The sequence below is a fragment of the Desulfovibrio faecalis genome, assembly GCF_053570625.1.
This window is the reverse complement of the sequence record NZ_JBRBQR010000001.1, coordinates 838,275-852,060: the sequence shown is the minus strand read 5'-3', so window position 1 is coordinate 852,060 and position 13,786 is coordinate 838,275. Positions and strand designations below refer to the sequence as shown.

The following is a 13,786-nucleotide window of genomic DNA, read 5'->3' as shown; positions in this document are numbered from 1 at the left end:
CTGCCCGCGCGGCGGGCATTTACTGTTTCCCCGCCCCGCGCCGCCGCGCCACGGGCACGCAACCAGGAGCGCCCATGTCCTCTGATGCCAGCCGTGAACTTCTCGACAGCCTGCCCGAACTGAAACCTGACGAAACCTTCTGTTTTGACTGCAACCCCGATGTTCCCTGCTTCAACCGCTGCTGTGCGGAGCTGACCCTGCCCCTCACCCCGTATGATGTGCTGCGCCTGCGCCGCAACCTGGGCCTTGGCAGCGAAGAATTTCTGGGCACCTTTACCACATTGCGCTCCTTTCCTGACACGGGCTTTCCCCTGCCCATGCTGCGCATGCTTGACGGACCGGACGAACCCTGCCCTTTTGTGACCCCTGCGGGCTGCTCAGTGTACGAAGACAGGCCCGGCGCGTGCCGCTACTACCCCTTGGGGCGCGGCACGAAAATGGCAACAGACGGCGTTTCGGAACGATTCTTTGTGGTGCGCGAGCCACACTGCCTTGGCTTTGACAAAGGCACCGTGCGCACCCCCCATCAGTGGCTGGAAAATGAGGAGCTACGGCCCTTCAACACTTCCAACGACCGCTATATGCGTCTCATGGCCATGGTACGGGCAACGGGTCAACCACTTGAACCCCGACTGGTAACTATGATAGTGCTGTGTCTGTTTCAGATCGACAAGTTCCGCGAGCTTATCACAAACATGCGTGTATTCTCGCATGTGGACATAAGCGACCAGCGCAAGGCTGCCATCATGGAAGACAGCCAGCAGGGCGACGAAGCCGCGCTTGATTTCGGACTGGACTGGATGGAGCTTGTCATCTTTGGCCAGAGCCAGGGCCTGGCCAAAAAATAGATTGTTTTGAATTTCACAAATACGGCGAAAAAGCGCCCCCCACAGCAATGCGAGGGAGCGCTTTTTCATATCCTGCCGAGGTTATTAAGCATTCCAGCATAGCGAAAAACTGGCGATTTCCGGGGCTATTTTTTAGAAGTTTGCAGATCGAGCAACCTTGCTCGTGATAAATTTCTTTTACAAATTCCGGCGAATATGTCAGAGTGACTGGGTACAGGATATTTTGAGCTGGAGATTAATAAAAAACCAAAGAATTCAAGCATATCTACTGACAGAACCCAGCTGTGTGTGACGCGACGCACGGCATTGCCTTAGACGGTTTGTTTGTATTGGGGCCACGACCTCGGCCATTGGCCGGAACAATCGTATTGGAGGAGAGTATGAGTTTTGGCAGACAGGTGTATGAGTTTCTGCTGAGCAGCTCCCAGGCTTATGCCAAATGGGATTTGGAAGTCTCCACTTCCATTCTCAAAAGCAGGAAAAAGCTGCTCATCTTGTTGGCTCTTGCAGTTCCCATTCTGGCGGGCTGCTTTGCCGAAGCCTATGAGTATCACGAAATGCTGGGCGGCAAAACCGCCTACGCACCGGCTTTTTACACCAACACCATCTTTTTGGCTTCCATAGCCGTGGGCCTTGCAGCCGGTCTGATCACCGGGTGTATCGGTGCTGGCGGCGGCTTCATCATTACCCCCGCCCTTATGGCGGCGGGCGTGAAAGGTATTTTGGCGGTGGGCACTGACCTGTTCCACATTTTCGCCAAAGCCATCATGGGCACCACGGTACACAAAAAGCTGGGCAACGTTTCCACCAAGCTGGCCATCGCCTTCCTTGTAGGCTCCGGCGTGGGAACAGTCATTGGCGGCGCGATCAACAAAGGGTTGTACAACTCTGACCCGCTGCTTTCCGAACTGTTCATCAGCACCATTTACGCCGTGCTGCTGGGCTTTCTTGGCTTTTATGCCCTGTTTGACTTTTTGAAGAGCTCCCGCGGCGGCGCCGCAGCGAATCAGGACGCGCACGGCGGCAGCGCCGGAATGACAGGCGTGGCCCTGAAGCTTCAGGCTCTGGCCGTGCCGCCCATGATCACCTTTGACGAAGACCTCGTTCCTGGCGGCCGCCGGATCTCCGGCTGGATTGTTGCCGCAGGCGGCGTCATCGTGGGCCTTTTGGCCGCCATCATGGGCGTGGGCGGCGGCTTCGTCACCTTCCCCATGTTTGTGTACATCTTCGGCGTGTCGTCCATGACCACCGTTGGCACCGACATTCTACAGATCATCTTTACCGCTGGTTTTGCCTCCATCGGCCAGTACGCCATTTACGGCTACGTGTTCTACACGCTGGCTGTCGGTATGCTGCTTGGTTCGCTGCTGGGCATCCAGGTGGGCGCTCTGACCACCAAGGTGGTCAAGGGCATCCACATTCGCGGTTTTTACGCCATCTCGATCATTGCCGGTTTCATCAACCGTGCGGCCACCCTGCCCAAGAAGCTCGTTGAGCTTGAAGTGCTGAACTGGTCGCCCAGTGTGGTTGGCATTATTGAAGATGTGGGCAATGTGATTTTCTGGGTTGTTGTTGCTTTCTTCGGCATCTGGGTGTTCAGCAAATTCTTCTTCAACCTCGGCAAGCTTAGAGGGGAGGCCTGATCATGCTTATTCATGCCAAAGCCCCTTTCTTCCGGGGCAGCTTGATGCTCATTTCGTTTCTGGTTCTGTTTGCCGCATTGCTCATGCCCATCTTGCGTGACGAAAACGGCAAGCATGTGACCGGCCTTGAATACGCCGATAACGTCTTCAACGAGCTCTCCAAGGGTTCGTCCTACTTTATCCCCGGCGTTCGCGAAAACCTGAAAAAGGTTGACGGAAAAGTAGTGACGATTACGGTCAAACTCAAGAAGGCCGCTCTTGCCCCCGTTGCCGCCATGGCCCTGCAAACTGCGGGTGCCACGGATGTGAGCGCAACTGACGGCAAGGTCACCTTTACGGGCGACCTTGGCAAAATCCTCGCCTCCGCCACTGACGATTCCGATGCCCTGTATCACAACGATGCAGACAAGGTTTCGCAGAAATACGGTGGGGAGAATGCCCTTAAAGTGGCCTCCGCATGGTGGTATCTGCTTTCGCCCAGCATCAAGGAACTGCAGAAGCAGCGCCTGATTGCCGAGTCGCAGGTGGTGGATCATGTGCTGCGCCGCGCCATTGAGCCGGGCAACAACTTCTACAGCGTGACAGCCGCCAAGGTGTCTGAGCACGTTCTGTTGATGGTTGGCATGCTGGTTTTCTACGTGCTGTACACCCTGTGGTACGGCTTTGCCATCTTTGAACTGTTCGAGGGCATTGGCCTTGCCATGACCAAGTCCAAAGTCAAAAAAGAAGGCTAAGGCATAAATCCGGAGACGCACACATCCCCATAGCTCGCGTCTGCTAAAAAATGGGGATATGCCGGCTTGCCTGGTTGGATATTGAAGAAGGCCGTCTTCCAATGGAAGACGGCCTTCTGAGCGTTGATAGCATCAACGCGACCAGCAATCTGGAGCAGGTCGCGGCTTGCCCGCGCCGTTGCGACAGATTGATGGATTCTTATTCACGTTGACAGCCGTCTTCCTGTGGAAGACGGCCTTCTGAGCGTTGATGCCTTCAACGCGACCAGCAATCTGGAACAGGTCGCGGCTTGCCCGCGCCGTCGTGACAGATTGATGGATTCTTATTCACGTTGGCAGCCGTCTTCCTGTGGAAGACGGCCTTCTGAGCGTTGATGCCTTCAACGCGACCAGCAATCTGGAGCAGGCTGCGGCTTGCCCGAGCCGCCACCAAACACAACATATGCAATCTGATACATCTCGCAAAAAGCCTGTTACAAGTAACCGCTTAGGCACAATCGGACTGTATATTATCCAAGCAAATATCACTAACACATTGACATAATACCAGTATTAATATATTTACACGACTTTACCAACTCATTCAAGGCTGTCCCATGAATTCAGACGCTTCATTCTGCCTCTGGAACTCAAGCTGCCATGAGGCGCTGGCCGATGCACAAAACACCGGGGCCAATGTACACCTTGAATGCTGCCTTACCTGGTGCGGCGAGACCGCCTGCATATCTGTGGAGGGTCTGGTACGCGAAGTCAACGGCAGGGAGGCCCAGCTTGTTGTGCGCTCCATGAGCATGCAAGCCCAGAACCCCAAGGCTGTGGTAAACCATGGCAAATTTTACTTCAGCGTCAAACGGCACATTGCGCAGGATATGGCAGCGCGCCTTGGCGTATACGGTACCGCGCAGATTCTTGAAACAGCTGTCGGACCCAATGGCGAAATGCTGTATTTGAGTCTGCGCTTTTCACGCAATGTGACTGTACGGCAGTTGCGCAGCAGCAAGCGGATACCCTGGCGCGCTGAATACAGCCGCATGTCGAGCGTACTGCTCGCGCCGGAACGCCCCGACACCACCAACGATTTACGCATAATGCTTGGGGCGTACAGTCAGGTGGCCCCGCCAGCCACCCGTATTCTGGATGTTTCGGAAGGCGGAGCATGCGTCTGCATGCCGGAAGAACTGGCGATGCCTTCCTTCACCTCCGATGCAACCTACCTGTTTTTTCTCCAGCCCAGCGTGGTGCCTGTTACTGTGCCTCCCTACGTTTTTCTTGCCAAGCGGGCAGGTTTTGGCAAGCCCCCTGACGCACAGGGTATTGCCGTGCGCCTGCGCTTTCAGGAAGAACTGGATTGGAGCGCCCGCCGCGCCCGGCTTCGCTGGCTCAACGTCAAGGGGGGTTCCCCCCGTTTGCGCCAGTGCCTCACCAAATACAACGATGCGTCAAAAGATCAGCAAGAGTCCGCCTAGGCACAAGTGCCCGCATTGTTCCATCTTTTGTCACGCTTCACTTCACTGCGCTTTCTTCCAGTTCTGGCTTTCTGGCCCCAAAATTGCATCTTTTATGACTGTATTGCCGCCATGCGGAAAATTTGACCCATGCAGGTCATCAACATAAAGGATACCGCCATGAAGATTTCTGGACTCAACCCCACTCCGGCCTTTGCCTTCCCTGCCATGGAAAAAGATGAAAACACCGCAGCCAGCGCGCCTTCCCGCGACGTTGTCAGCCTGAGCGCCCCCAACCTGCTGGCAGATGACGAAGTGGACGGCGTGCTTGACGACACCATGAACATGATCTCGCAAAATCCCATGGACGCGCTTTCCGTTCACGGCGGCCTGAGCGCCAGCCGCGTTGCCTCGCTGCTGAGCCTGTAGGCTGGCTGTTTCTCTGCGGCATGGTTTGACACTATCGCCGCCTTGGGGGTATCACTTTCCGTCTACGTCGGCGCATATTCTTTTTTTGGTCCGGCGTTTTTACCGAAGCCAGCACAGAGGTAAGGGTGATGACGGATATTGACCGCCAAATGGCCACAATCAAGCGCGGTATGGCCGAGCTGATTGACGAAAACGAACTGCGCAAAAAGATTGCGCGCGGCAAGCCGCTGCGCATCAAGGTGGGCTTTGACCCCACCGCTCCTGATCTGCACCTTGGGCATACGGTTGTTATGCACAAGATGCGTCATTTTCAGGAACTGGGGCACCATGTCATATTTCTCATTGGCGACTTTACGGGCCGCATAGGCGACCCTTCCGGTCGCTCGGAAACCCGCCCCCCCCTCACTGAGGAACAAGTTCTTGCCAACGCGGAAACCTACAAAAAGCAGGTTTTCAAGATTCTTGACCCGCAGAAGACCGAGGTTGCCTTCAACTCGGCCTGGCTGGGCAAGATGGATGCCACGGGCTTTATCAAGCTGGCTTCCAGCTATACCGTTGCCCGCATGATGGAACGCGATGATTTTGAAAAGCGTTTCCGTGAACAGCGCCCCATATCAATCCACGAATTTCTGTATCCGCTGTGTCAGGGTTATGACTCCGTCGCCCTCAAGAGCGATGTGGAAATGGGCGGCACAGACCAGAAGTTCAATCTGCTGGTGGGCCGCACCCTCCAGGCGCACTACGGCATAGAAAGCCAGTGCATTCTGACCCTGCCCCTGCTCGAAGGCACCGATGGTGTGCGCAAGATGTCGAAATCTTACGGCAACTACATTGGTATTGACGAAGCGCCTTCCCAGATTTTCGGCAAGGTCATGGCCATCTCTGATGAACTCATGTGGCGCTACTATGAGCTGCTTTCGGCCAAAAGCCTTGAAGACATTGCAGCCCTCAAGGCTTCCGTGGCCAGCGGCGAGCTGCACCCCAAGGCCGCCAAGGAAAATCTTGCCCACGAGATGGTGGCCCGCTACCACAGCGAAAAAGATGCCGATGAAGCAAAGCAGGGCTTTAATGCCGTTTTTGCTGGCGGCGGCGTGCCGGACGACATGCCCGAGCACCAGTGCGCCTGCGGTGAAGACAGCACTCCCCCGGTGTTTCTTGAGGCCGCAGGCCTTGTTAAAAGCCGGGGCGAAGCTAAACGCCTGATGAAAGAAGGCGCGCTCTCCATTGACGGAGAACGCTGCGAAGACGCCATCACCCCGCTTGCAGCCGGGGAATACGTGGTCAAGCTCGGCAAAAAGCGCTTTCTCAAGCTGAAGGTACGCTAAAGCGCAACCAACTGAATACTTGAAAAAACGCCCTTGTGCAGCAGTTACAGACCAGCCGCACAGGGGCGTTCTTTTTATGCGCCAAAACCCTGCCCCTCCGGATTCTCCACGGCGGGCGGCAATAAATTGTCCGCAAGGCATACGCGATTACGGCCACTGTTCTTGGCACGGTAGAGGGCAAGGTCTGCCCTCTTCACCATGTCTTCAAGGGGATTTTCCACATCTACCTGTAAATCCGCCAGACCAATGCTGACGGTAAAACGAATATTTTTTTCATTGTGCCACACGACCATTTCCTCCACGCGCCTGCGCAAACGCTCTGCAATGGCCTCTGCCTGCTGGGGCACAACGCTGGCTAGCAGAATGCCAAATTCTTCGCCGCCAAGACGTCCCACATGGTCAGAGGTACGCATGGTATCATGCAGCAGCGCGCCAAGCCCTTTCAGCACGGCATCGCCCGTATCATGCCCGAACGTATCGTTGATTTTTTTGAAATGGTCGATATCAAGCATAAAGAATACCATGTTCAGGCTGTAGCGCTTGGCCCTTTCAATCTCGAACTGAATCTTTTCCAGCAGATTCCTGCGGTTGTTCAATCCCGTAAGCGCGTCTGTGGTGGCCAGCGAGTACAGGTCTTCAATCCGTTTTTCCAGGCTTTGCTGTGTCTGCTTGAGTTCCGTAATGTCAGAGGCGATGACAAAAAAGCCCCGCACCTCCCGTCCGTCCATATCTGGTATGTAGCGGGACAGCACATAGCCTGTTGAGCCGTCGGCCCTGACCCTTTCCTGCTCAAAATCCTGTGGTTCGCCGCGCAGGGTCGCATCAATGAGGGGGGCGCATTTGGCAAGCAGTTCCTCGCCCAGCAAAGATTGCAAATCAATGCCGAGGATCTCCTCCTCACCTCTGCCAAACCATGCTCTGTACATTTTATTGGCGTAATGGCACCGCCGCGCCGCATCCCAGTAGGACACCATGATGGGCGCGTGGTCCACCAGGATACTGATGAACTTATCGCGCGAGCGCATGTCGCTTTGCAGTCTTTCTGTGGAAAGTTCAGAACGGCGGCGTCTGCGCGCTTCCATCATCAGGAGTGAAGTTGAGAGCACAGCCGCAGTCAGCCATATCAGCACTTGATCGAGCAGGTCGCTACGCCAGTGGACATAGCTGTTTTCGCCGCTGATGATTGTTCCCACCACCAGGGGTCCACCCTCCAGAAAGGGCGCTGCCGCCTGCTGCAAGGTGAGCATGGACCGCGCCCCATCAGCCCGCAGGGGCTGGGTGTGCAAGGCCGCCGCATCGGGGGCCATGTTTGCAATGGTCTCCGCCAGAAATGCATTTTCAGTGTTGTCCAGGTCGGCAAAGGGCAGCAAAGGACGTCCAGAGGCTGCATAGACGGCAACCTTAGCATCTGCGCGGCTGAACGCATATGCCAGTTTGTATCCCCAGAATTCGGGTTTCAGGGCTATGCTTACAGATACGGAGGGAAGCCCGTCCTTTGCGGTGGAACGGGAAAAAACGGCTGTGGACGCAGAAGGAATCGCGCCAATGGAGGCCCGGGGTACATCATTGGAAACGACAGATATGGCGGAGACAAAGGGATTATCCCGCACCAACTCTTGCAGCTTGTCGGCAAGCGGGTCTTCGTCCCGGGAGGCAATGGCGGCGTTTTCCACCGTGTCCAGCAGAGAAGTGATGCCGCCCACTTCCATTTTGACAATATTGACGGCAATGCTGCTTTCAGAGAGCAGCAGACGCAACTCGTTTTCCTGAAGCAGAAAATAATCGTCCACCACGTTGGCGCACAGGACGGCAGCAAGCACGACCAGCCAGATACTGTGGATGGCCCAGTGCAACCGGGAAGACAGCGTTCTGAAAAAGGCCGCGATGCTCATGGCAAAACTCGGCGGGTAAATATGTTTATTGCATGATACTACCGCTATCGCGGGCAGGCAAGGAGCGCCCCGCCCCATCCCGCAGAGTTCTTTTATTTTTTTCTCTTTTCTCCTACCATGCGGCAACGGAGGTCGTATGCAGAAACTTTATGTCGCCATGGTCGGTCTGCCCGCGAGGGGAAAATCCACTCTGGCAAAACGCATCCGCGACGGGCTTGTGACCGAAGGAATTGCCGCAAGGCTGTTCAATAACGGCGACATGCGCCGCGCGCTCATTGGCGCGGAATCCACCGATCCCAATTTTTACGATCCCAACAACAAGCTGGGCCGTGAAGCGCGCGAAATGATCTGCATGCGCAACATGGAGATTGCCCGCGAATGGCTGGCCAAGGACGGCGAGGTGGCCATTCTTGACGCCACCAACGTCAGCCGCGCGCGCAGGCACCTCATTGAAACCACGCTCACCGACTACCCGGTGCTTTTTGTAGAATGCGTCAATGAAGACCAGCTGTTGCTCAATGCCTGCATACGCCGCAAAACCACCTTGCCGGAATACGCCTCGTATACTGAAGAAGAAGCCCTTGCCAGCTTCATGAAGCGCATCAGCTATTATGAAACCATTTACGAACCATTGCAGGACGAAAAATACTGGCTGCGCGTTGATTCCACAGCCAACCGCATTTTGGACGAGCGCCCCTGCGAAAGTTCGCCCTACTACCCCGCTATCCGCGAAATGGTTGTCAGCGTGTGGATTCAGTGCCTGTATCTGGCGCGCCACGGACAGACGGAATTCAACCTGCGGGGCCGCATCGGCGGAGACCCGCCACTCACAGCTACAGGCCGCGCCCAGGCGCTTGCCCTTGCCGCCCATCTGCACAACAAGCCCATTGAGTGGGTGTTTACCTCCACGCGCATACGCTCGCACGAAACGGCAACACCGTTGCTGACCGAACGGCCCGAAGCGCATGCCATGGCCTTTAAGGAGTTTGACGAAATCTGGGCGGGCGACTGCGAGGGCATGCTCTACAGCGAAATCCGCGAGCGCATGCCCGAGGTTACCCAGGGGCGCAACGCCTGCAAATACACTTACACCTACCCCAATGGCGAAAGCTACGCCCTGCTGCGCGAGCGGGTACAACGCGGCTTGCGGCGGGCGCTCTTTCTGGCTGGGGATGCCCCCCTGATCATTGTGGGGCATCAGGCCATCAACCGGGTGCTGCTTTCGCTCTTTCTCCGTCAGCGCAACGAAGACGTGCCCTTTATCTACATTCCGCAAAATCAGTACTACCACATCAGCCTGACGCCGCGCCGCAAGGTCTTTGAACGCATACCCTATGACGGCGGGCCGGGGGCCAACCTGCTGGCAGAATAAAAATGGCTGCACCCACATCTGCCCGCGCGTCCATCAAACGCAGGCAGATAGGGGCACAGCCCGTGGACAGCCTGTTACGCAGGGCGCGGTGTTATGTTGGTACGCACCGCGCCCTGTTTTTATTCAGCATTCAAGGCAACCAGCCAGACGGTTGAAAACCGTCGGTTCCGCATGCCCCACCTGCACATCCAGCACATCGTGCAGCTTACGCACCTGCTTTACAATCTGCTCCATGCGCCCGTCGTCCTTGACCACCAGCCACATGCGGCAGGTATCGCCGTCTGCTTCCGGCGTAACAAGCACGCCTTCAAGGTTGTAGGCGCGGCCGGCAAAGAGACCGCATACGTGCGAAAGCACACCGGGATGATTGTTGACGCTCAAGTGCAACGTTGTAAGCGCGCTCGTCACGGAACCGTTCATGCGTTAACCCCCTCTATCATCTGACTGTTTGCCGCTCCTGGCGGCACCATGGGAAAAACTTTTTCTTCTGCGCTCATGCGCACTTCAAGCAGGCACGGGCCGGGCGTGCCCAAGGCCTTTTCCAGCACGGCTCTGGGGTCGCGCTCGTTGTTAAGACAGACGGCAGGCATGCCAAAGCCCTGGGCAATTCGCACAAAGTCCGTGCCTGCCGTAAAGGTCGAGCCGAACAGCCGCCCTCCAAAGAACAGATCCTGCTGCTGTTGTACCAACCCCAGCCCATCGTTGTTGCACAGGATAATCTTGACGTTGGCCTGATTTTCGACAGCGGTGGCCATTTCCTGAATATTCATGAGCAGGCTGCCATCGCCGGAAAAACAGACCACGGTTTCCTCCGGCTTTGCCAGCGCAGCTCCTATGGCGGCAGGCAGGCCAAAGCCCATTGTTCCCAGCCCGCCGGATGTGAGCCACTGCCGGGGCTGCATCATGGGGTAGGCCTGAGCCACGCGCATCTGGTGCTGGCCCACGTCTGTGCTCACAATGCCCGTGCCGTGCAAGGCGTCCGCCACGTGTCTGATGATGCCGTAGGGCGAACAGACCTCATCCGTGCGGTCAAAACGCAGGCCATGCTCCGCCTTGCAAGCTGCCACGCGCTCAAGCCACGGCTCATGGTCAGTCTTGCGCAACAGGGGCAGCAGGGCCGTGAGAGCCTCTGCCGCGTCCGCCGTGATACCCACCTGTGGAATGCGCAGCTTGCCCACCTCGCAGGCATCAATATCAATGTGGATAAGGCCCGTCTTGGGGCAAAATCCGTCCAGCCTCCCCGTGGCGCGGTCGCCAAGGCGAGCGCCCACAACCATGAGCAGATCGCATTCGTCCACCAGCATGTTGGAAGCGCGCGCTCCATGCATGCCAAGCATGCCCACGGCCAGTTCATGCCCGTGCGGCACCGTGCCCAGCCCGCGCAGGGACATGACGGCAGGGATGCGGCGGGCCTCCATAAAGGAAACCACCGCCGCCGAGGCCTCGGGGGAAGACGTGCCGCCGCCCAGCATCAACAGGGGGCGCTTTGCGGCGTTCATCATTTCCGCCGCGCGGGCAAGGGCCTGCGGGTCTGGTTGCGGCATGGGCGCGGGGGTTCCGGCGGCGGGCAGATCCTGCAATTCAGCAACAGCCACCTGTACGTCACGCGGAATATCCACCAGCACAGGGCCGGGGCGGTCGCCAGCGGCAATGGCAAAGGCCTCGGGAATCACGCGCAGCAGTTCGTCAATGGAGCGCACAATAAAGTTGTGCTTGGTGGCGGGAATGGACATGCCGTAGATGTCCACTTCCTGAAAGGCATCGGTACCGATCATGCTCAGGGGTACCTGCCCCGTAATGCAGACAAGGGGCACGGAATCCATGCGCGCATCGGCGAGCGCCGTAAGCGTATTGGTGGCGCCGGGGCCAGAAGTGGCAAAGATAACGCCGGGACGGCCCGTAACCCTCGCCATGCCCTGAGCTATGAAGCCAGCGCCCTGTTCGTGACGAGCGAGGATATGCCGTATGGTTCCACTGCGCCCGAGGGCATCATAGAGAGGAAGATTGAAACCGCCCGGGATGCCCGTAATGTGCGTGACACCCTGATTTTCCAGCAGGCGGATGGTGAGTTCTGCTCCCGAAAGACGTAACATCGCCGCAAGACTCCTTTTCAATGGTGAGGCTTGTCGGCGGCGGTGCGGACTAAAAAACCCCGCCGACTCGCGCCGGCGGGGTTTGCAATACTACCTTAAATCTTCCCTGCTCAGAACGCGCGCAAAGTGTGACACCGTACTACTACGGCGCACATAATGGATAGCAGCGCTACGTGGCGGAAAGAAGATTGTGTATTCATGCTCATGTTTGAAATCCTACGCCCTCACCCGGCAAGCTGTCAACATGTCAGACCAGTTCAGCCCAACAATTTATTTTTTGCGCTTTTTGCCCTCGGAATGCGGCAACAGCAACTTGACCGCGCGCACCTCGTCAATACGACGGCGATCCATGCGGGTTATCTCCAGATCCCATCCCTGATAGCGCAGGCGCGCGCCTTTTTCGGGTATGCGGCCCAGACGCTCCATGATGAGCCCCCCGAGAGTGGCGCTGCACAGGCGGCGCGGCAGGCTCACCCCAAGCCAGCTTGCAAAGAGGTCAACAGCCAGCCGCCCCGGCAGAACCCAACTGCCGTCAGGCCTGCGGCAAACCTCCGGCCCGGCTGGCATGTCGCCCATCTGGCCCGCAAGCACGCTCAACAGTTCCGCAGGGGTGATGATGCCCACTACGCTGCCGTATTCATCCCGCACAAAGGCCAGCGGCGCGGGATTGGTACGAAAATCTTCCAGCAGGGTCGTCAGCGGTATATGCTCGAATATGGTGGGCGCGGGCCGCACGTAGGTTTTCAGATCCCACTCCCGGTTGCCTATGCCCTGCTGTTCCTGTTGCAGGATTTCACCAGGGTGCACCACGCCCAGCACTTCGTCCGTATCGCGCCGCAGCACTGGCAGCCAGGCAAGGCGCGAGGCCGCCGCAAAACGCGTGACCGTGGCGCGGTCGGCATTGCTGTCCAGCCAGTCCACGCGCTGACGCGGGATCATGATAAAACGTGCCGTGCGCCCGCCAAGGCGGATCACTCGGGCCACCATGTCCCGCTCCATGGGCGCAAAGAGCTGGCCCCCGGCATCGCCTGCCAGCGCCGCTGCTTCCAGCTGCGCCTCGCCGCCGCCAGGCACGCCCCCGCCGAGCAGGTTCAGGATGACCCGTGCCGTGGATTCTCGCATGTCGCGCATGCTGTAGCGCCTGCGGCGACTCCGCAACGCCCACTGGTTGCAGGCCTCAACCAGCACGGAGAAACCAATGGCCGCGTACATATAGCCCTTGGGGATGTGGTAGCCCAGGCCATCGGCCAGCAGACTCAGACCGATCATCAGCAAAAATCCCAGACACAACACAATGACTGTGGGGTGGCGCTCCACAAATTCCAGCAGGGGTGCTGCGGCAAGCACCATGATGACCATGGCAGCCAGCACCGCCAGCATCATGATGAACACGTGATCCACCATGCCCACGGACGTGATGATGGAATCCAGCGAGAACACGGCGTCCAGAATGATGATCTGAAAAATCACCTGCCAGTAGCCTGCCTGCGGCCCGCTGGTGTTAAATCTGCCCGCATGGCCTTCAAGCCTGTCGTGCAGTTCCATGGTGCCCTTGAGCAGCAAAAACACGCCGCCCGCCATAAGGATAAGATCACGTGCAGAGTAGCCGTGCCCCCCCAGGGTAAACAGAGGGTCGGTGAGGGCGACCAGCCGCGCCATGAAGGCCAGCAGCACCATACGCATGAGCAGGGCAAGCCCAAGGCCGGTCATAAAGGCCTGACGCTTTTTTTCCTGCGGCAGCTTGTTCACAAGTATGGAAATAAAAACCAGGTTGTCTACGCCCAGCACCACTTCCAGCAGTACCAGCGTACCCAGACCAGCCCATGCTGCGGGGTCAGTTACCCATGCCAGATCCCACATATTTTCTCCGGCGGCCATGCCGCGTTTCCGTAATAAAAAAGGGGCCAGAGGCCCCAGCAGACAGCAATTCCCGCCTCGCGGGATTTGAAGAGATCATGAGCCGACAACACCGCAAGGCGCGGTCAGTTCATGATTTCTGGTTGCG

Annotated in this window: 11 protein-coding genes; 7 read left to right on the top strand and 4 right to left on the bottom strand. The window is 57.4% G+C overall.

Annotated features, from left to right (window positions below; genetic code table 11):
• Positions 1-74: 74 nt before the first annotated feature.
• The 6 genes from ACUZ79_RS03735 (at position 75) to tyrS (ending at position 6,424) form a co-directional block, all read left to right on the top strand.
• Positions 75-848, top strand: coding sequence for a YkgJ family cysteine cluster protein (locus ACUZ79_RS03735; RefSeq protein ID WP_449250742.1), 774 nt, complete (start codon positions 75-77; stop codon positions 846-848).
• Between the two features lie 380 nt (positions 849-1,228).
• Positions 1,229-2,491, top strand: coding sequence for a sulfite exporter TauE/SafE family protein (locus ACUZ79_RS03730; RefSeq protein WP_449250741.1), 1,263 nt, complete (start codon positions 1,229-1,231; stop codon positions 2,489-2,491).
• A 2-nt stretch (positions 2,492-2,493) separates the two neighbouring features.
• The gene (locus tag ACUZ79_RS03725; RefSeq protein ID WP_240823624.1) at positions 2,494-3,225 is read left to right on the top strand and encodes a hypothetical protein; all 732 of its coding nucleotides are present in this window, start codon (positions 2,494-2,496) and stop codon (positions 3,223-3,225) included.
• Between the two features lie 596 nt (positions 3,226-3,821).
• Positions 3,822-4,691 carry a hypothetical protein gene (locus ACUZ79_RS03720; RefSeq protein ID WP_449250740.1) on the top strand — a complete coding sequence of 290 codons (870 nt, stop codon included), beginning with the start codon at positions 3,822-3,824 and terminating at the stop codon, positions 4,689-4,691.
• Positions 4,692-4,850: 159 nt separating this feature from the next.
• The gene (locus tag ACUZ79_RS03715) at positions 4,851-5,099 is read left to right on the top strand and encodes a hypothetical protein (RefSeq protein WP_240823622.1); all 249 of its coding nucleotides are present in this window, start codon (positions 4,851-4,853) and stop codon (positions 5,097-5,099) included.
• Positions 5,100-5,227: 128 nt separating this feature from the next.
• Positions 5,228-6,424: a tyrosine--tRNA ligase gene (gene tyrS / locus ACUZ79_RS03710; RefSeq protein WP_192112216.1), complete on the top strand. Its 1,197-nt coding sequence runs from the start codon at positions 5,228-5,230 to the stop codon at positions 6,422-6,424.
• Between the two features lie 74 nt (positions 6,425-6,498).
• Here the strand turns inward: tyrS and ACUZ79_RS03705 are convergent, their stop codons facing one another.
• On the bottom strand, positions 6,499-8,316 hold the full coding sequence (locus tag ACUZ79_RS03705; RefSeq protein ID WP_449250739.1) for a GGDEF domain-containing protein: 1,818 nt from the start codon (positions 8,314-8,316) through the stop codon (positions 6,499-6,501).
• Positions 8,317-8,452: 136 nt separating this feature from the next.
• On the opposite strand from ACUZ79_RS03705, the gene ACUZ79_RS03700 reads away from it, so the two are divergent.
• Positions 8,453-9,688: a bifunctional nucleoside/nucleotide kinase/histidine phosphatase family protein gene (locus ACUZ79_RS03700; RefSeq protein ID WP_449250738.1), complete on the top strand. Its 1,236-nt coding sequence runs from the start codon at positions 8,453-8,455 to the stop codon at positions 9,686-9,688.
• Between the two features lie 123 nt (positions 9,689-9,811).
• On the opposite strand, the gene ilvN is transcribed toward ACUZ79_RS03700, so the two are convergent.
• The 3 genes from ilvN to ACUZ79_RS03685 all read right to left on the bottom strand — a co-directional run bounded on the left by ilvN (position 9,812) and on the right by ACUZ79_RS03685 (position 13,641).
• Positions 9,812-10,108 carry an acetolactate synthase small subunit gene (gene ilvN, locus ACUZ79_RS03695; protein ID WP_022657648.1) on the bottom strand — a complete coding sequence of 99 codons (297 nt, stop codon included), beginning with the start codon at positions 10,106-10,108 and terminating at the stop codon, positions 9,812-9,814.
• Entirely contained in the window at positions 10,105-11,781 is a 1,677-nt protein-coding gene (ilvB, locus tag ACUZ79_RS03690; protein ID WP_449250737.1) for an acetolactate synthase large subunit, read from the bottom strand. Before ilvB ends, ilvN begins: the two co-directional genes overlap by 4 nt.
• Before the next feature lie 270 nt (positions 11,782-12,051).
• Complete coding sequence (locus tag ACUZ79_RS03685) at positions 12,052-13,641, bottom strand: TerC family protein (RefSeq protein ID WP_240823617.1); 1,590 nt, start codon at positions 13,639-13,641, stop codon at positions 12,052-12,054.
• Between the last annotated feature and the right edge of the window lie 145 nt (positions 13,642-13,786).